Genomic DNA, 17,894 nt, shown 5'->3' on the forward strand with positions numbered 1-17,894 from the left:
ACCGTGTTGCGTGCCATAGAGGACATCAAGGTCGAGCTGCGCGAACGCCTGGATTTCTTCTACAAGGAGAACCGGCTGGTGGAGGCGCAGCGGCTCGAGCAGCGCTCGCGCTTCGATCTGGAAATGCTCACCGAGCTGGGCTTCTGCAAGGGCATCGAGAACTACTCGCGGCACCTGTCGGGCGCCAAGCCCGGCGAGCCGCCGCCGACGCTGGTCGACTACCTGCCGCCGGACGCGCTGATGTTCCTGGACGAGTCGCACGTGCTGATCGGCCAGTTCAACGGCATGTACAACGGCGACAAGGCGCGCAAGACCACGCTGGTGGAATACGGCTTCCGCCTGCCGTCCGCGCTGGACAACCGCCCGCTCAAGTTCGAGGAGTTCGAGCGCAAGATGCGCCAGGTGATGTTTGTCTCGGCCACGCCGGCCAACTACGAGAACGAGCACGCGGGCCAGGTGGTGGAGCAGGTGGTGAGGCCGACCGGCCTGGTCGATCCGATCATCCACGTGCGCCCGGCCACCACGCAGGTGGACGACCTGCTGTCCGAGATCCATGCCAAGGTCGCGCTCGGCGAGCGCGTGCTGGTGACCACGCTGACCAAGCGCATGTCGGAGCAGCTCACCGAGTTCCTGACGGAAAACGGCGTCAAGGTGCGCTACCTGCATTCGGACATCGATACCGTGGAGCGGGTCGAAATCATCCGCGACCTGCGCCTGGGCACCTTCGACGTGCTGGTCGGCATCAACCTGCTGCGCGARGGCCTGGATATTCCSGAGGTGTCGCTGGTSGCGATYCTCGATGCSGACAAGGAAGGCTTCCTGCGCGCCGAGCGYTCGCTGATCCAGACCATYGGCCGCGCCGCGCGCAACGTCAACGGCACTGCAATCCTGTATGCCGACCGCATGACCGATTCGATGAAGCGCGCGATCGGCGAGACCGAGCGCCGGCGCGCCAGGCAGATCGCCTTCAACGAGGCCAACGGCATCGTGCCGCGCGGCGTGGTCAAGCGCATCAAGGACATCATCGACGGCGTCTATGATCCGGGCGAGGTCAAGGCCGAACTGCTGGCCGCCGAGGAGCGCGCAAGGTACGAGGACATGACCGAGAAGCAGGTTTCGAAGGAGATCAAGCGGCTCGAAAAGCTCATGTTCGAGCATGCCAAGAACCTCGAGTTCGAGAAGGCCGGCCAGGTGCGCGACCAGTTGGCCAAGCTCAAGCGCCAGGTGTTTGGCGCCAGCGGCGACGGCGAGCACCTGCCGCCTGCCGCGGCCGCCTCCTGAGGCCGGGGGGGAACCCGCCAGGCCCTTCCGTTACGGTCTATAGTTGGAATCCCGCACGGTGATGAGGAGGTGCCTCATGGTCAAGTTCGCGCTGTGGGTTCCGCTGCATGCGAAGCCCGGCAAGGAAAAGGAAGTCGAGGAATTCCTGCTTGGCGGCTTGCCGCTGGTGCAGGAGGAAACCGGCACCACGGCCTGGTTCGCGCTCAGGCTCGGACCATCCATGTACGGGATCTTCGACGCCTTCCCGGACGAGGCCGGCCGCCAGGCACATCTCTCCGGCAAGGTTGCCGCGGCCCTGATGGCCAAGGCGCCGGACCTGTTCGCCAAGCCGCCTTCGATCGAGAAGCTGGACGTGCTGGCAGCCAAGTTGCCCTGAGTCCGGAAGGGGGCTTGCCTGCGCGGCGGGCGCCTAGTGCTAGTTCTTCGGTGGCAGGGAGCGCAGCCGCTTGTTGACTTCCAGCAGTGTCTCGCACGCGTCGGCTTGCGCCGCACGACGCGTGCTGATGAAATCCACGATCGCGCCAAGCGGCTCGCGCTGCGCAGTGCAAGCGGTGGCGGCGGCCGGAATCGAGGCGGGAGCCGGGCAGGCCGCGCCGAACTCTTCTTCCAGGCTGCGCAGGACGACGGCGAGCAAGTTCGCGCAGCCCGCGTCGCTGGCGGGGTTGGAAGATGGCTCGGCGGCAAGCGCAAGGCTTGCGCACGAGAGTGCGCCGCAGAGAAGAAGGGGACTGAGCAGACTGTTCACCGTCGGCATTATGCGTGGCACGAAACCTTTACGTCACCTTTTTTGCGGTTCATCGCCCCCCGGCACTCGTTTGTGCCTCCCGCCAGTGCGCACCTTGCAGGGCGGTAAAATCCGCCCTTGTACGTGTCCCGGAGCGGGCTTGCCACTCTCCCGGTGCGCGTCCTTGCCCTGGCGCCGACCGATGGCGCCGAACCCAGGATTCCGATGAAGACATTCGCGATTCTCATGTGCTGCATGGGTAATATCTGCCGCTCGCCGACAGCCGAGGGCGTGCTGCGCGCCAAATTGCAGGCCGCCGGCATGGCCGCCCAGGTCGAACTGGATTCGGCGGGTACCCACGGCTATCACATCGGCCGCGCGCCGGACGCGCGCGCGCAGCGCCATGCGCTGGCCCGCGGCTACGATCTTTCCGCGCAGCGGGCACGGCAGGCCGTGGCGGCCGATTTCGCCCGCTTCGATCTGGTCCTGGCCATGGACTGGGACAACCTGCAGGCGCTCAGCGCCATCTGCCCGCCGGCCAGCCGCGACAGGCTGCTCCTGCTGATGAGCTTTGCCACGCGGCACGATGCCGACGAAGTGCCGGATCCCTATTACGGGGAGGGCGACGGCTTCGAACGCGTGCTCGACTATGTCGAGGATGCCTGCGACGGCGTCATCGCCCTGCTGCGCAGCAAAGGCCTGGGCGCCGCGGGCTGAGCGCGATCGTGCGGCAGCGCATCCTGAAACAGCCCTGGGCGCTGATGGTGCCGCCGCGCGGGCCAGACGCCGCCGCGCAGGCGGGTGGGGAGCGCGCTTGATGCAATGCGGCAGGGGTACTTGACTGAATTAGTCGGGATCTTTTATACTCGACCAAAATGATCAAGTATTCCCCTGCATCATGAGACTGACTACCAAAGGCCRCTTCGCGGTAACCGCCATGATTGACCTGGCCATGCGCCAGGATCAAGGGCCCGTTACGCTGGCCGGTATCAGCCAGCGCCAGAAAATCTCCCTCTCCTACCTCGAGCAGCTGTTCGGCAAGTTGCGCCGTCACGAGATCGTCGAAAGCGTGCGCGGCCCGGGCGGCGGCTACAGCCTCGCGCGCAAGGCCGAGGACGTCACGGTTGCCGACATCATCATCGCGGTCGACGAGCCACTCGACGCCACGCAGTGCGGCGGAAAGGGCAATTGTAACGGAGATGAAGGAAGCGGGCGCTGCATGACCCACGAGCTGTGGGCCACGCTCAACCAGAAAATGGTCGAGTATCTCGATTCCGTCTCCCTCAAGAACCTGGTCGACCAGCAGCGCGCCAAGTGCCCGACGGTGCTGCACGACATGCGCGAGGAGCCTGCCGCGCTGGCAGTGTCCGCACCGCGTGCCGGCGCCGAAAAGGAAAAACCCGCGCGCCCGCGGGTGGTGAACTCGGTCTTCAGCCTGGCGCAGTCATAGGACAGGCAGGCGGTCCCCGGAGCAACCTCAGTATTAGCGGTCCCTAATAAAGGCAGTCATAACGATGAGCACCCCACATTTCCCCATCTACATGGATTACTCGGCCACCACCCCGGTGGACCCGCGCGTGGCGGACAAGATGATTCCGTACCTGCGCGAGCAGTTCGGCAATCCGGCTTCGCGCAGCCACGCCTACGGCTGGGATGCCGAGCGCGCGGTGGAAGCGGCGCGCGAGCAGGTGGCCGCGCTGGTGGGCGCCGATCCGCGCGAGATCGTGTGGACTTCGGGCGCGACCGAATCGAACAACCTGGCCATCAAGGGCGCCGCCAATTTCTATGCCGGCAAGGGCAAGCACATCATCACGGTCAAGACCGAGCACAAGGCCGTGCTCGACACCACCCGCGAGCTGGAGCGCCAGGGCTTCGAGGTGACCTATCTCGACGTGAAGGACGACGGCCTGATCGACATGGACGTGCTCAAGGCGGCGATCCGCCCGGACACCATCCTGGTTTCGGTGATGCTGGTCAACAACGAGATCGGCGTGATCCAGGACGTCGGGCAGATCGGCGAGATCTGCCGCGCCAAGGGCATCATCTTCCATTGCGATGCGGCCCAGGCCACCGGCAAGGTCGCCATCGACCTGAACACGCTGAAATGCGACCTGATGTCGTTCTCGGCGCACAAGACCTACGGCCCCAAGGGCGTCGGCGCGCTGTACGTGCGCCGCAAGCCGCGCGTGCGCCTGGAAGCGCAGATGCACGGCGGCGGCCATGAGCGCGGCATGCGCTCGGGCACCCTGGCCACGCACCAGATCGTCGGCATGGGCGAAGCCTTCCGCATCGCCCGCGAGGAAATGGCCACCGAGAACGAACGCATCCGCATGCTGCGCGACCGCCTGTGGCGCGGCCTGTCGGGCATGGAAGAGGTCTACCTGAACGGCGACATGGAACAGCGTGTGCCGCACAACCTCAACGTCAGCTTCAACTTCGTCGAAGGCGAATCCCTGATCATGGCGATCAAGGACGTGGCCGTGTCGTCGGGCTCGGCCTGCACCTCGGCTTCGCTGGAGCCGTCGTACGTGCTGCGCGCCCTGGGCCGCAACGACGAACTCGCGCACAGCTCGATCCGCTTCACGGTGGGCCGCTTCACCACCGAGGAAGAAGTCGACTACACCGTCGAACTGCTCAAGGGCAAGATCGCCAAGCTGCGCGACCTGTCGCCGCTGTGGGAAATGTTCAAGGACGGCGTGGACCTGAATTCCATCCAGTGGGCCGCGCACTAAGCGCCGAGGCCCCCGCAAGACCCCATAAATACGCCAAGAGGTAGCCAAAATGTCATACAGCACCAAGGTTCTCGACCACTATGAAAACCCCCGCAACGTTGGCTCGTTCGACAAGAACGACGACGCCGTGGGCACCGGCATGGTCGGCGCGCCGGCTTGTGGCGATGTGATGAAGCTGCAGATCAAGGTCAACGAAGCCGGCGTGATCGAAGACGCCAAGTTCAAGACCTATGGCTGCGGCTCGGCCATCGCCTCGTCCTCGCTCGTGACCGAGTGGGTCAAGGGCAAGACCGTTGATCAGGCGCTGGAAATCAAGAACACGCACATCGCCGAAGAACTGGCGCTGCCGCCGGTGAAGATCCACTGCTCGATCCTGGCCGAGGACGCCATCAAGGCGGCGGTCGAGGACTACAAGAAGAAGCACGAAGGCGCAGCCGAACAGAAGGCCGCCTGAGTTCAACGCAAGGGATGACGCAGCGATGATCACGCTTACCGAGAAGGCCGCCAAGCATGTGGCGCGCTACCTGGACCGCCGCGGCAAGGGCGTTGGCCTGCGCCTGGGCGTCAAGACCACCGGCTGCTCGGGCCTGGCCTATAAGCTGGAATACGTCGATGACCTGTTGCCGGAAGACAGCGTGTTCGAGTCGCACGGCATCAAGGTGATCGTCGATCCCAAGAGCCTGCCGTATATCGACGGCACCGAACTCGACTTCGCGCGCGAAGGCCTGAACGAGGGGTTCCGCTTCAACAACCCCAACGTCAAGGACGAGTGCGGCTGCGGAGAGTCGTTCCGGGTCTGAGCGAGTCGCACGGCGGATTGCGATGAAGCGCGGCATCGTGGGGTTTCACCAGGACGAGGAAAGCCACTGGGTGGCCGAACTCGATTGCGGCCATGGCCAGCATATGCGCCATGATCCGCCCTGGCAGATGCGGCCCTGGACCCAGACGGCGCACGGGCGCGCCGCGCGGATCGGCGAGGTCGTGAATTGCCTCAAGTGCGACCGTGGCGAGCCGCCCGCCGACTGGGCGGCTGCCTGAGCGGCGCGCCGCACGGCTGGCCATGTCGGCAAAAGATGTTCAAGGGGGCGGCGCAGCCGCTCTTTTTTGTTGGGGAAGGTGTTGAAAGACGATTATTTCGCGCTGTTCGGCCTGCCGGCCAGCTACACGGTCGACGAAGCGGCGCTCGATGCGGCCTACCGTACGGTGCAGTCGCAGGCGCACCCGGACCGTTTCGCCAACGCCGGCGACGCCGAGCGCCGCGTGGCCATGCAGTGGGCCGCGCACGCCAACGAGGCTTACCGCACGCTGCGCCAGCCGCTCAAGCGCGCGATCTACCTGCTGTCGTTGCGCGGGGTGGATATCCAGGCCGAAAGCAATACCGCCATGGCGCCCACCTTCCTGATGCAGCAGATGGAATGGCGCGAAGCGCTGCAGGATGCGGTGGGCGACAAGGACATCGCACGCCTCGATGCGCTGCTGCGCGAACTGCGCGGCGAAAAGCGCGAGCGCCATGCGGCGCTCGGCGCGTTGCTGGATGCCGGCGACGATGCGGGTGCCGGCAGCGCGGCCAGGCAATTGATGTTTATCGAAAAGATCGAACACGACACCAGCGAAGCGATCGACCGCCTGGAAGACTAGCCTGCCTCCGGGCAAGTTCGCTTCGGCCATGCCACAATGGCGCCCCGGCGCGGGCGGGACTGCTTAAGCAGCCCTGCCTGCAACCGCACGAATAAAGAAGATTCATCATGGCACTGCTCCAGATCTCCGAACCCGGCATGTCGCCGGCGCCCCACCAGAAGCGGCTCGCGGTCGGCATCGACCTCGGCACCACCAATTCCCTGGTGGYGGCGGTTCGCAACAGCATTCCCGAAGTCCTGAGCGACGACAGCGGCCGCGCGCTGCTGCCGTCCGTGGTGCGCTACCTGCCCAACAAGGGCACGCAGATCGGCTACCGCGCGCAGGACGAGGCGGTGCACGATCCCAAGAACACCATCATCTCGGTCAAGCGCTTCATGGGCCGCGGCCTGCGCGACGTGGCTCACATCGAGCACAGCCCCTACGATTTCGTCGACGCGCCAGGCATGGTGCAGATCAAGACCGTGGCCGGCGTGAAGAGCCCGGTGGAAGTGTCGGCTGAGATCCTGGCCACGCTGCGCCAGCGCGCCGAGGATTCCCTTGGCGACGAACTGGTCGGCGCCGTGATCACGGTGCCCGCGTACTTCGACGACGCCCAGCGCCAGGCAACCAAGGATGCCGCGCAACTGGCCGGCCTGGAAGTGCTGCGCCTGCTCAACGAGCCGACCGCCGCCGCCATTGCCTACGGCCTGGACAATGCCTCCGAAGGCATCTACGCGGTGTATGACCTCGGCGGCGGCACCTTCGACATCTCCATCCTCAAGCTCACCAAGGGTGTGTTCGAGGTCATGGCCACGGGTGGCGACTCCGCGCTCGGCGGCGACGACTTCGACCAGCGCCTGATGTGCTGGATCGTCGAGCAGGCCAGCCTGCAGCCGCTCTCGGCCGAAGACATGCGCCTGCTGATGGTGCGCGCGCGCGCCGCCAAGGAAGCGCTGTCGGCAGCCGATGCCACCGTGATCGACGCGGTGCTCAACAGCGGCGAGATCGTGCACCTGACGCTGTCGGCGGCCGCCTTCGTCGAGATGACCGCACCGCTGGTGCAGAAGACCCTGGCGCCGGTGCGCAAGGCACTGCGCGATGCCGGCGTGGCGGTCGACGAAGTCAAGGGCGTGGTGCTGGTCGGCGGCGCTACCCGCATGCCGTCAATCCGCAAGGCGGTTGGCGATTTCTTCGCCCAGCCGCCGCTGACCAACCTCGACCCGGACCGGGTGGTGGCGCTGGGCGCGGCCATGCAGGCCAACCTGCTGGCCGGCAACGGCGCGCCCGGCGAGGACTGGCTGCTGCTCGACGTGATCCCGCTCTCGCTGGGCGTGGAAACGATGGGCGGCCTGGTCGAGAAGATCATCGCGCGCAACAGCACGATTCCGGTGGCGCGCGCGCAGGAATTCACCACCTTCAAGGATGGCCAGACGGCCATGGCCATCCATGTGTTGCAGGGCGAGCGCGAACTGGCGGCCGACTGCCGCTCGCTGGCGCGCTTCGAGTTGCGCGGCATTCCGCCGATGGTGGCCGGCGCGGCGCGCATCCGCGTGACCTACCAGGTCGACGCCGACGGGCTGCTTTCGGTCTTCGCGCGCGAAACACACTCCGGCGTGGAGGCGACCATCACCGTCAAGCCGTCCTACGGCCTGGCCGATGACGAGATCGCGCGCATGCTGCAGGACAGCTTCCGCGAGGCCGAGCACGACATGCAGAGCCGGGCCCTGGCCGAGGAGCGCGTCGATGCCGCGCGCCTGGTCGAGGCTACCAGCCGCGCGCTGGAGACCGACGGCGACCTGCTCTCCGCCGAGGAACGCGCCGCCGTGGAGCGGCTCATCCTCGCGGTCAGCGACATTGCCGCCGGCGAAGACCACCACGCCATCAAGGCGGCCGTGGAAGCGCTCTCCCACGGCACCGACGAATTCGCCGCCCGCCGCATGGACCGCTCGATCAAGAGCGCGCTGGCGGGCCGCAAGGTGCAGGACCTGGGCTGATCCCCGAGGCCGTCGCACCGTATCTCTACCCAGGACAACCCATGCCACAGATCATCGTATTGCCTCACGTCGAACTCTGCCCCGAGGGCGCCGTGTTCGAAGCCAAGACGGGCACCAGCATCTGCGATGCCTTGCTCAGCAACGGCATCGAGATCGAGCACGCCTGCGAAAAATCGTGCGCCTGCACGACCTGCCACGTGGTGGTGCGCGAGGGCTTCAATTCGCTCGAGGAAGCGGAAGAGAAAGAAGAAGACCTGCTCGACAAGGCCTGGGGCCTCGAGCCCAACTCGCGGCTTTCCTGCCAGGCGCTGGTCGCGGAAGACGACCTCACCGTCCAGATTCCGAAGTACACGATCAACCATGCCAAGGAAGAGCACTGAGCGCTGAGCATCGCGCGCCTGTTGCCCTGACGACCTGACCGGAGAGAATGCCAATGAAGTGGACCGACACCTACGATATCGCGGCCGCGCTGTACGACAAGTACCCCGATATCGATCCTGCCACGATCCGTTTCACCGACCTGCACCGCTGGGTCCTCGAGCTCGACGGCTTTGCCGACGTCCCGGAGCGCTCCGGCGAGAAGATCCTGGAAGCCATCCAGGCCGCCTGGATCGAAGAGGCGGAATAAGCCACGCCGGGTGGCGCGGCGCCGTGCCCCGCGCCACCCGCGCTACCGCTTCTCAGAAGCGGTAGCCGATGCGCCGCCCCGGTAACACGCCGGTATCGCGGTCATGGCCTGTCATCGTGCGGTTCCACGACAGGCTGGCCAGCCGGCGCTCCTCGCGCCGGTAGCTGGCCGACAAGGTCAGCAGCGTCGCCACATTCCTGCCATCGCTGCCGCCATTGCCCGGCGCGCTGTTCACGTCGATGGCGAAATACGGCCCCAGTCCCCCACGCAGCGTCAGCTTGTCGCGGAAGAAGCCGCGCCCCAGCCATGGCTGCGCGGCAATGCCATGGTGAAGATCGCAAACCAGTGCTCGCCGAGGTTGCGAAGGGGGCGCTGGCGCGCCGCCTCAGGCGGCCACCAGGCCGCCATCCTGCAGCCGCACGCGTTCGCCCACCTCGAAGTCCGGCGCGGCGTGATAGGTAAAGGTACGGTGCGTGCCGTTGTCCATCTGCACGCGGACCTGGTAGCTGGTGTCCTTGCGCACGCTCTTCTCGATCTGGTTGCCGGCGAAGCCCCCGCCCACCGCGCCTGCCACCGTGCCCAGGATGCGGCCGTTGCCCTTGCCGATCTGGTTGCCCAGCAGACCGCCGACCACGGCGCCGCCGACCGCGCCCAGCCCGCTGGCGGGCTTGGCGGTCTCGATCGGCGTGATGGCCACCACGCGGCCAAGGGATGCGCCGCCTTGCGCCGRCTGGCGCTGAGGCTGGGCCCCGGCGTTTTCGGCGCGGGCGGGCTCGGGGCCGTAGCCGGTGTCCGCCCGTGCGGCGCGTTGCGGTGCCGGGCGGGCCGCGGACGGCTGCGCGACGGGCACGTCAGCAGCCTGCGCCAGTGCGGGATTCATCGCCTCGGGCGGACGCGTGGTGCTGCCCGGCGTCGCCTGCTGCTGGCTGGCTGCCGCATTCTGGGCCGCGATCGGTGCGGTCAGGGATTGCGGTGCGTCCTGGGTGGCCTTGCTGACGGGCAGCAAGCCCGTCATCGCCGCGACCGCCGTCAGGCTGGCGACGACGATCGCCACCGCGGCGGCGCCCAGCAGCGGGTGCAGGCGGCGCTGGGCGGGCAGGGCGGTGGCCGGCATGGCGGCAGGTGTATTGGCCGTGTTCTGCGTCGACGGGTTTGGTGTCGGATTGGGCATTTTGTTTTCCTTATGCGGTCAGCACAAACGCACTACGCATCGATGATTCCAGGTCCGAGTTTGGCCGATTCCGCCGCCGTTATCCGTTTGATTTTGTAAGTTTGTGTAGGTATTAATTCTCTTGTAAATCAGTGCTTTAGCTGCCATTTCGGTGTGCGTCGATGCGACCGGTTGTAACAATCGGGCCGCAAAAACAAAAAAGCCCCACCGCAAAGGTGGGGCTTCTTGCCTGGCGCCGGCTTCCCTTTGGCGCGGGAAGCGCTGGCGCCGTTCAGTCCTCGCGGCGCAGATGCGGGAACAAAATGACGTCGCGGATATTGGGACTGTCGGTCAGCAGCATCACCAGGCGGTCGATGCCGATGCCGCAGCCGCCCGTCGGGGGCATGCCATATTCCAGTGCGCGGATGTAGTCGGCGTCGAAGTACATGGCTTCCTCGTCGCCGGCATCCTTCTGGTCGACCTGCTTGCGGAAACGCTCGGCCTGGTCTTCGGCGTCGTTCAGCTCCGAGAAACCGTTGGCGATCTCGCGGCCGGTGATGAACAGCTCGAAACGCTCGGTGATGCCGGGCATGGTGTCCGACGCGCGCGCCAGCGGCGAGACTTCCACCGGGTAGTCGATGATGAAGGTCGGCTCCCACAGCTGGCTTTCGGCGGTTTCCTCGAACAGCACCAGTTGCAGCGTGCCCAGGCCCGCGTTGAGGAACTGCGGCGCATTGGTGTTGACGCCGAACTTCTTCAGCTCGGTGCGCAGGAATTCCGTGTCGGCCAGTTGCGCATCGGTGTATTGCGGCGCGAATTTCTGGATCGCCTGGCAGATGGTGAGGCGATGGAAGGGCTTGGACAGGTCCAGCTCGCGGCCCTGGTAGGTCACGGTGGCGCTGCCGCGCGCGTCGATGGCGGCCTGGCGGATCAGGTTCTCGGTGAAATCCATCAGCCAGCGGTAATCGGTGTACGCGGCGTAGAACTCCATCATGGTGAACTCAGGGTTGTGGCGCGGGCTCACCCCCTCGTTGCGGAARTTRCGGTTGATCTCGAACACGCGMTCGAAWCCGCCCACCACCAGRCGCTTCAGATACAGCTCGGGCGCGATGCGCAGGAACATCTGCATGTCCAGCGCGTTGTGATGGGTGATGAAGGGCTTGGCCGTGGCGCCGCCCGGGATCGGGTGGAGCATCGGCGTCTCGACTTCCATGAAGTCGGCTTCGGCCATGTGCCGGCGCAGCGAGGCGATGGCCTGCGTGCGGGCCCGGAAGGTGGCGCGCGTTTCCGGCGACACGATCAGGTCCACATAGCGCTGGCGGTATTTCAGCTCCTGGTCGGCCAGGCCGTAGAAGTCGCCGGGCAGCGGGCGCAGGCTCTTGGACAGCAGGCGCAGCTCGGTGACGGCCACCGACAGTTCGCCGGTCTTGGTCTTCATCAGCGTGCCGCGCGCGGCGACGATATCGCCCAGGTCCCACTTCTTGAAGGCGGCATAGACGTCTTCGCCGATGGCGTCGCGGCTGATATAGAACTGGATGCGGCCCGCGCCGTCCTGCACGGTGGCGAAGCTGGCCTTGCCCATCACGCGCTTGAGCATCATGCGCCCGGCGATGGCGACCTCGGCCGGAGCCGCTTCGAGCGCGGCCTGGTCGGTTTCGCCGTACTGCGCGTGCAGCGCGGCGGACTGGTGGGTCGGGCGGAAATCGTTGGGGAAGGCCACGCCTTGCTGGCGCAGGGCCTGCAGCTTCTCGCGCCGTTCCGCGATGATCTTGTTTTCGTCGGCTGCGGCGGGGGCGTTGGCCTCGGCGGGAGCGCGGTTGGAGTCGGTCATGATGTCTTGGTGAGTCGCGCGGCGGTCCGCGCGCATGTCAGGTATTGCGGATGTCGTCGAGCTCGGTGCTGCCGAAGTCGGGCCGATCCAGGTAGGCCGCGATGCGGTGTGCGGTGTCCTCGGCCGAGGCGAGCTGGTCGTTGTCCTTGAGGTCGCGGAAACGCTGCACCTGCGCGAAATCGGCGCCGCGGATGGTGGCCTGCATGCCGRTATCGACCACGCCCGGCGCCAGCGCCACCGCGCGCACGCTGCGTTCGGCCGGCGCCTGCGCGTACTCGGCGTTGACCGAGCGCACGAACATGTCCAGGCCCGCCTTGCCGGCGCAGTAGGCGGCCCAGCCCTCGACCGGGCGGCGCGCCGCGCCGGACGAGATCGCCAGCACCTTGCGCGGGCAGCCGAAGCGTTCGGTGCGCGCCAGGAAGGCCGCGGTCATGGTCATCGGCGTGGCCAGGTTGGTGAGCAGGTGCGGCACCAGCGTGGCTTCGTGCAGGCCGGCAACCGGGCCGATCGGTTCGATCACGCCCGCGTTGAGGATCAGCGTGGCGCTGGCGGGCGCCTCGTCGACGGCATCGAGCACGCTGCCCAGCCAGCTTGCCGCGGGGCCCGCCTGCGACAGGTCCTGCAGGTGCCAGGCCACCCTGACGCCGCTGGCCGCGGCGGCCTGCTCCAGCTCGGGGTTGCGGCTGCGCGCCACGCAGACCAGGCGGTTGCCCGGCTTGAGCAGGGCTCGCGTCAGCGCGGCACCGAGCCCGCGTGACGTGCCGGTGATGATGATCAGGTGCGTTGCTGCGGTCGATGCTGCGGTCATGGTCGGTATTGTCCGGCAGTTGATTCGCGCGCCCGCCGCCATCTGGCGGCGGGGCGGCGGGGCGTGTTACAGGCCTTGCTTCAGGCTGGCCTCGATGAACGGGTCCAGGTCGCCGTCCAGCACCTTTTGCGTGTTGGACATTTCCACGTTGGTGCGCAGATCCTTGATGCGGCTCTGGTCCAGTACGTAGGAGCGGATCTGGTGGCCCCAGCCCACATCGGTCTTGCCCGCTTCGAGCTTGTCGGCTTCGGCCTGGCGCTTGCGCATCTCGTGCTCGTACAGGCGCGACTTCAGCATCGACATGGCCTCGGCGCGGTTGCGGTGCTGCGAACGATCGTTCTGGCACTGCACGACGATACCGCTCGGGATGTGCGTGATCCGCACGGCCGAATCGGTCTTGTTGATGTGCTGGCCGCCGGCGCCCGACGCGCGGTAGGTATCCACGCGCAGGTCCGCCGGGTTGATCTCGACTTCGAACGAGTCATCCACCTCGGGGTAGACGAACACCGACGAGAACGAGGTATGCCGGCCGCCCGACGAGTCGAACGGCGACTTGCGCACCAGCCGGTGCACGCCGGTTTCCGTACGCAGGTAACCGAACGCGTATTCGCCCTCGATCTTGATGGTGGCGCTCTTGATGCCGGCCACGTCGCCTTCGGATTCTTCCAGCACTTCGGCCTTGAAGCCCTTGCGCTCGCAGTACTTCAGGTACTGGCGCAGCAGCATCGAGGCCCAGTCGCAGGCTTCGGTGCCGCCGGCGCCGGCCTGGATGTCGATGAACGCGTTGGCCTGGTCCATCTCGCCGGCAAACATGCGGCGAAATTCCATGTCCGCGACGATGGCCTCGAAGCCCTTGACGTCGGTCTCGATGGCTTCGAGCGTGTCGTCGTCGGCTTCCTCGCGCGCGAGCTCGAACAGCTCCTCGGCGCCGGCCAGATCGTCCGTGAGCTTGCCGAGGACGCCGACCACGCCCTCCAGCATCTTCTTTTCCTTGCCGAGATCCTGGGCCTTCTTGGGGTTGTTCCAGACCGCGGGATCCTCGAGTTCGCCGTTGACTTCGTCGAGTCGTCCTACTTTGACATCGTAGTCAAAGATACCCCCGTAGATCTTCCGTTCGCGAACGGAGATCGGAGATGGCACCGGAGATGGCGTTGAGGCGTTCTGCTTCCATGATGTTCCTGCGCTTTCAAAACCTTGAATTATAGCGGATCGGGGGGTCTCGCCGCGCGCTGCGATGGCACTTCCGGCACGATTTCGAACGGTTCGCTTGCCGAACGGTCTACAGTTGCGGTCTACACTGGCTAGGTGCGTCATGGCAGACCTGCACCGGGCGCGGGCCGGCGCCGCGCCGCCGGGGTCTTCGGAAGCGCCTTCCAGCAAGCCGCTGGACAACCGCCAATCAACTGTTCAGACATGGACAAGGATGGACGATAAGCACGCATGAAGCCAAGCAATCACGAGACCACCCACACCCGCCGCCGCGCGCTCGGCCTGTTGGCAGCAGCGGCCGCCGCGTGCCTTGCGGCCGGTTGCGGCACCCTGGCCAGCGAGCCCGCGCCGGACGGCTACTACCGTGTGCAGAGCGGCGACACCCTGTACAGCGTGGCGCGCCGCCACAAGCGCTCGGTGCGCGACCTGGCGCGCTGGAACCAGCTGCCCAGCGCCGAGCGCATCGAAGTCGGGCAATTGCTGCGCATCCGGCCGCCCGCCGGTGCCACGGCCAGCGCGGGTTCCGCGGGTTCCGGCAACGGGCCGGTGGCCGTGGGCGACACCCCGCGCGTGGACAACGGCCCGCCGGCGCGCGCGCCGGCCACCGGCATCCGCCTGCAATGGCCGGCAGAGGGCCGCGTCACGGCGAATTTCGGGCCACCCGCCAGCAAGGGCCTGAGCATCAACACGGCGCCCGGCGGCGCGGTGCGCGCCGCCGCCGCGGGCAAGGCCATCCATGTGGGCAACCTGCGCGGCTACGGCATGCTGGTGATCATCAAGCACGACGACAACTGGCTGACGGTCTATGGCAACCTGGACAAGCCCACGGTCAGCGAGGGCTCGCAGGTATCCGGCGGGCAGGAGGTTGGCCGCATGGGGGTCGCCGAGCGCGAACTGCACTTCGAGGTGCGCAACAACGGCAAGCCGGTCGACCCGGCGGGCCTGCTGCCCGCGCGGGGCTGAGGGGCGGGGCCGAGGCGCGGGACGGCGGCTAAGGCGTGCGCTACTGCGCGTGCTCGATGACCATCTGCACGCGGGTGACGCCATTGAAGGTATTGTTGTCCAGGCGGTAGGCCACCAGCGCGCTGGCGCCGAGCGAGTCGGCGTGGTTGAACCAGATTGCATCGAAGCGCTGGCTGCCGCGCCCGAGCTGCAGCTTGAGGTGCTTGCCCTTGAGCACGCTCTGGCGCAGCACGTCGAACTCGCCGCAGAAGGTCGGCGCCGGGAAGCCCTGGCCCCACACCTGCTGCTCGAGCAGCGCGACGAATTCCGGGCTGAAGCAGCCATCCTCGATATCGCCGTCGGTCTCGATCACGCGTGCCAGCTGCTCATCGCTGAGCCATTCGCGCCCCACCGCTTCGAACGCTTCCATGAACTGCCCGAAGGTGTCGGCGCGCAGCGTCAGGCCGGCCGCCATGGCATGGCCGCCGAACTTGACCAGCAGGCCGGGGTGGCGCTTGGACACCAGGTCCAGCGCGTCGCGCAGGTGGAAGCCCGGGATCGAGCGGCCCGAGCCCTTGATGGTGTCCTCGTCGCCCGGGGCGAAGGTGATCGTCGGCCGATGGTATTTCTCCTTGAGTCGCGAGGCCACGATGCCGATCACGCCCTGGTGCCAGGTGTCGTTGAACACGCTGACGGTAAAGCGCGCCGCGGGGTCCAGCGCGCCCAGCGGGCCTTCCAGGATCTGCAGCGCTTCTTGCTGCATGCCGGCCTCGATGTCGCGGCGCTCGCGGTTCATGCCGTCGAGTTCCTGGGCGATCTCCCAGGCGCGGTTGGCGTCGTCGGTCAGCAGGCACTCGATGCCGAGCGACATGTCGGCCAGCCGCCCGGCGGCGTTCAGGCGCGGGCCCACGCCGAAACCCAGGTCGAAGGTATTGGCGCGCGCCGCCTCGCGCCCGGCGGCGCGGAACAGGGCGGCCACGCCGGCGTGCATGCGCCCGGCGCGCATGCGCTTGAGGCCTTGCGCCACCAGGATGCGGTTGTTGCCGTCGAGCTTGACCACGTCGGCCACGGTGCCCAGCGCGACCAGGTCGAGCAGGGCGTCGAGGCGCGGCTGGGTCTGGGCATCGAACACGCCGCGGCGGCGCAGTTCCGCACGTAGCGCCAGCAGCACATAGAACATCACGCCCACGCCGGCCAGGTTCTTGCTGGGGAATTCACAGCCAGGCTGGTTCGGGTTGACGATGACCGCTGCCGCCGGCAGCTGGTCGCCGGGGAGGTGGTGATCGGTCACCACCACGTCGATGCCGAGGGCATTGGCCGCGGCCACGCCGTCCACGCTGGCGATGCCGTTGTCCACCGTGACGATCACGTCGGGCTTCTGCTGCGCGGCCAGCGCGACGATCTCCGGGGTCAGCCCGTAGCCGTACTCGAAGCGGTTCGRCACGATGTAGTCGATGCGCGCGCCCAGCATGCGCAGGCCGCGCACGCCCACCGCGCAGGCGGTGGCGCCGTCGCAATCGTAGTCCGCCWCGATCAGCAGGCGGCGGCCGGCGGCGATGGCATCGGCCAGGTAGGTGGCGGCGTGGTCGATCCCCTTCATTGCTGCCGGCGGTACCAGGCCGGGCAGTTCGGTGGCGAGCTCGGCCGGCTCGCGCACGCCGCGCGCCGACAGGATGCGGGCCAGCGTGGGATGCAGGCCGGCGCTGGCCAGCGTGCCGGCGTGTTCGGCGGAAAAGGATCGTACGGCGATTCGGGTCATGTAGGGACAGGCAAGAGACGGGGTGAGGCGATCAGGCGGCGTAGGCCAGGTCGGACAGCAACGCGCGCCAGTCGCCGCGCGCGCCCAGGCCGCGCCAGAACTTGCGCAGGTCGGCGCGGCGCACGGTAAATTCGGCGTAATGGTTGTCGCCGGCCAGCACCAGGGTCAGGGCCGGCAGCGTGCCGTCTTCCAGTGCGGCCAGTGCCGGCGCGAACCAGCTGGCTTCGAGCGCATGCATGCGCTCTATCCATAGTCCCCAGTCCTCGCCGATATGGGCTTCGACGGCATCCTCCAGCAGCACCATCGTGCGCCCTGGGGCCGGCGTGGCGTCGATCGCCCCGAAGCGCGGCGGCGCTGGCCGGCAGGCACCGCCGCCGGCCAGCGCCAGGCCGCGCAGGAAGGCGTCATCGGTCAGCGCGGTGTCGGCCAGGCGCGGCACCGCCTGCAGCTTGCCGCCGCCATGCAGCCAGACCGAATTCACGGTCTGCTCGCCGGCGGCCTCGCGGGCCTGGTTGACCGGATGGTCATGCCAGGTCATCTGGATTTCGTTCTGGAGCCGGCGCCAGTCGCGCGCGCGCTCGCCGGACTGCATCCAGGCGTCGATATTGCGGCCGGTGGCGCGCAGGGGGCTGGCCGCGACCAGTGGACCGAACGCCGCTTCCGGCAGGTACCAGCGATCCGGCTGGGGCGTTTCAAGCGCGATGCCCGACTCCTGGAGCAGGCCGGAGACCGCCTCGTACAGGGCAGCCGCCTCGCCGGCGCGCAAGCGCAGGTGGACCGGGTTCATCAGCACCAGGTGGTCGCGCGCGGCATGGATATGGACCGGCTGCAGGCAGGCCCAGGCCTGGCCGTCGTCGGCCCCCGGGGTGCCGGCGGCGGCCATGTCGGCCAGCCGCATGAACGGGGCGCTGGGCACGCGGACGGTATCCAGCCCGGCGCGTCCGGCCAGCCATCGCTCGTGCGGCAGCGAGCGCAGGAAGGGATCGTCGTGCCGTTCGCGCGGGCCGGGGCTGGCGCGGGTAAGCAACTTTCCCAGCGCCGGCAACTCCAACTGCCGCAGGAGCGCCTCGAGCATGGCGTTGTTGCCGCCGCCGTGCGCTTCTGTGGCGGCGCCCGGCGGGACGGAAAAGGGCACAATCAGGGTCAGGTGCGTCATCATGGTGGCCGAGATTGTAAACTTCCGGCTGGCGGGCGGCTGAAATATCGTCCGGACAGGCTG

General features: G+C 67.3%; 21 protein-coding genes. 13 read left to right on the top strand and 8 right to left on the bottom strand.

Annotation, left to right across the window (positions count from 1 at the left end; all coding sequences use genetic code 11):
• A partial coding sequence (locus tag AC1DO7_RS28580; protein WP_477116832.1) for a helicase-related protein occupies positions 1–1,281 on the top strand: 1,281 nt, incomplete at its 5' end.
• 76 nt (positions 1,282–1,357) lie between these two features.
• Entirely contained in the window at positions 1,358–1,657 is a 300-nt protein-coding gene (locus AC1DO7_RS28585) for a putative quinol monooxygenase (protein WP_441618789.1), read from the top strand.
• Positions 1,658–1,696: 39 nt separating this feature from the next.
• Here AC1DO7_RS28585 and AC1DO7_RS28590 read toward each other — a convergent pair whose 3' ends face one another.
• The gene (locus AC1DO7_RS28590; protein WP_441649849.1) at positions 1,697–2,026 is read right to left on the bottom strand and encodes a hypothetical protein; all 330 of its coding nucleotides are present in this window, start codon (positions 2,024–2,026) and stop codon (positions 1,697–1,699) included.
• Between the two features lie 204 nt (positions 2,027–2,230).
• On the opposite strand from AC1DO7_RS28590, the gene AC1DO7_RS28595 reads away from it, so the two are divergent.
• From AC1DO7_RS28595 to iscX, 10 genes are all read left to right on the top strand, one after another.
• Positions 2,231–2,722, top strand: coding sequence for a low molecular weight protein-tyrosine-phosphatase (locus AC1DO7_RS28595; protein ID WP_441618793.1), 492 nt, complete (start codon positions 2,231–2,233; stop codon positions 2,720–2,722).
• 181 nt (positions 2,723–2,903) lie between these two features.
• Complete coding sequence (iscR, locus tag AC1DO7_RS28600) at positions 2,904–3,455, top strand: Fe-S cluster assembly transcriptional regulator IscR (RefSeq protein ID WP_477116833.1); 552 nt, start codon at positions 2,904–2,906, stop codon at positions 3,453–3,455.
• A 58-nt stretch (positions 3,456–3,513) separates the two neighbouring features.
• Positions 3,514–4,737 carry an IscS subfamily cysteine desulfurase gene (locus AC1DO7_RS28605; protein ID WP_441618930.1) on the top strand — a complete coding sequence of 408 codons (1,224 nt, stop codon included), beginning with the start codon at positions 3,514–3,516 and terminating at the stop codon, positions 4,735–4,737.
• A 49-nt stretch (positions 4,738–4,786) separates the two neighbouring features.
• Positions 4,787–5,191 carry a Fe-S cluster assembly scaffold IscU gene (gene iscU, locus AC1DO7_RS28610; protein WP_441618797.1) on the top strand — a complete coding sequence of 135 codons (405 nt, stop codon included), beginning with the start codon at positions 4,787–4,789 and terminating at the stop codon, positions 5,189–5,191.
• A gap of 25 nt (positions 5,192–5,216) precedes the next feature.
• Positions 5,217–5,537, top strand: coding sequence for an iron-sulfur cluster assembly protein IscA (gene iscA / locus AC1DO7_RS28615; protein WP_017229301.1), 321 nt, complete (start codon positions 5,217–5,219; stop codon positions 5,535–5,537).
• Positions 5,538–5,559: 22 nt separating this feature from the next.
• Entirely contained in the window at positions 5,560–5,775 is a 216-nt protein-coding gene (locus AC1DO7_RS28620) for a DUF3565 domain-containing protein (protein WP_441618798.1), read from the top strand.
• Between the two features lie 81 nt (positions 5,776–5,856).
• Positions 5,857–6,375, top strand: coding sequence for a Fe-S protein assembly co-chaperone HscB (hscB, locus tag AC1DO7_RS28625; RefSeq protein WP_441618800.1), 519 nt, complete (start codon positions 5,857–5,859; stop codon positions 6,373–6,375).
• Positions 6,376–6,482: 107 nt separating this feature from the next.
• Positions 6,483–8,348, top strand: coding sequence for a Fe-S protein assembly chaperone HscA (hscA, locus tag AC1DO7_RS28630; RefSeq protein ID WP_477116834.1), 1,866 nt, complete (start codon positions 6,483–6,485; stop codon positions 8,346–8,348).
• 41 nt (positions 8,349–8,389) lie between these two features.
• Entirely contained in the window at positions 8,390–8,728 is a 339-nt protein-coding gene (gene fdx, locus AC1DO7_RS28635) for an ISC system 2Fe-2S type ferredoxin (RefSeq protein WP_441618804.1), read from the top strand.
• Positions 8,729–8,781: 53 nt separating this feature from the next.
• Entirely contained in the window at positions 8,782–8,976 is a 195-nt protein-coding gene (gene iscX, locus AC1DO7_RS28640) for a Fe-S cluster assembly protein IscX (protein ID WP_441618806.1), read from the top strand.
• A 52-nt stretch (positions 8,977–9,028) separates the two neighbouring features.
• On the opposite strand, the gene AC1DO7_RS28645 is transcribed toward iscX, so the two are convergent.
• The 5 genes from AC1DO7_RS28645 to prfB all read right to left on the bottom strand — a co-directional run bounded on the left by AC1DO7_RS28645 (position 9,029) and on the right by prfB (position 13,936).
• Complete coding sequence (locus tag AC1DO7_RS28645; RefSeq protein WP_441618808.1) at positions 9,029–9,211, bottom strand: hypothetical protein; 183 nt, start codon at positions 9,209–9,211, stop codon at positions 9,029–9,031.
• Between the two features lie 150 nt (positions 9,212–9,361).
• The gene (locus AC1DO7_RS28650) at positions 9,362–10,147 is read right to left on the bottom strand and encodes a glycine zipper 2TM domain-containing protein (protein WP_477116835.1); all 786 of its coding nucleotides are present in this window, start codon (positions 10,145–10,147) and stop codon (positions 9,362–9,364) included.
• A 271-nt stretch (positions 10,148–10,418) separates the two neighbouring features.
• Positions 10,419–11,957, bottom strand: coding sequence for a lysine--tRNA ligase (gene lysS / locus AC1DO7_RS28655; RefSeq protein WP_477116836.1), 1,539 nt, complete (start codon positions 11,955–11,957; stop codon positions 10,419–10,421).
• A 37-nt stretch (positions 11,958–11,994) separates the two neighbouring features.
• Complete coding sequence (locus tag AC1DO7_RS28660; RefSeq protein ID WP_477116837.1) at positions 11,995–12,765, bottom strand: SDR family oxidoreductase; 771 nt, start codon at positions 12,763–12,765, stop codon at positions 11,995–11,997.
• Between the two features lie 66 nt (positions 12,766–12,831).
• Positions 12,832–13,936 (bottom strand): peptide chain release factor 2 gene (prfB, locus tag AC1DO7_RS28665; RefSeq protein ID WP_441618815.1). Its coding sequence is split into 2 segments (ribosomal slippage): positions 12,832–13,854 and positions 13,856–13,936, totalling 1,104 coding nucleotides; the frame shifts between segments, so codons are not numbered across the junction.
• 269 nt (positions 13,937–14,205) lie between these two features.
• Here prfB and AC1DO7_RS28670 point away from each other — a divergent pair.
• The gene (locus tag AC1DO7_RS28670; protein ID WP_441618817.1) at positions 14,206–14,937 is read left to right on the top strand and encodes a peptidoglycan DD-metalloendopeptidase family protein; all 732 of its coding nucleotides are present in this window, start codon (positions 14,206–14,208) and stop codon (positions 14,935–14,937) included.
• A gap of 40 nt (positions 14,938–14,977) precedes the next feature.
• Here the strand turns inward: AC1DO7_RS28670 and recJ are convergent, their stop codons facing one another.
• A complete protein-coding gene (gene recJ / locus AC1DO7_RS28675) occupies positions 14,978–16,675 on the bottom strand; it encodes a single-stranded-DNA-specific exonuclease RecJ (protein ID WP_477116838.1) in 1,698 nt (565 codons plus the stop codon).
• Positions 16,676–16,706: 31 nt separating this feature from the next.
• The gene (locus AC1DO7_RS28680; protein WP_441618820.1) at positions 16,707–17,834 is read right to left on the bottom strand and encodes a hypothetical protein; all 1,128 of its coding nucleotides are present in this window, start codon (positions 17,832–17,834) and stop codon (positions 16,707–16,709) included.
• Between the last annotated feature and the right edge of the window lie 60 nt (positions 17,835–17,894).

This window comes from Cupriavidus sp. 05N40 (assembly GCF_056397305.1).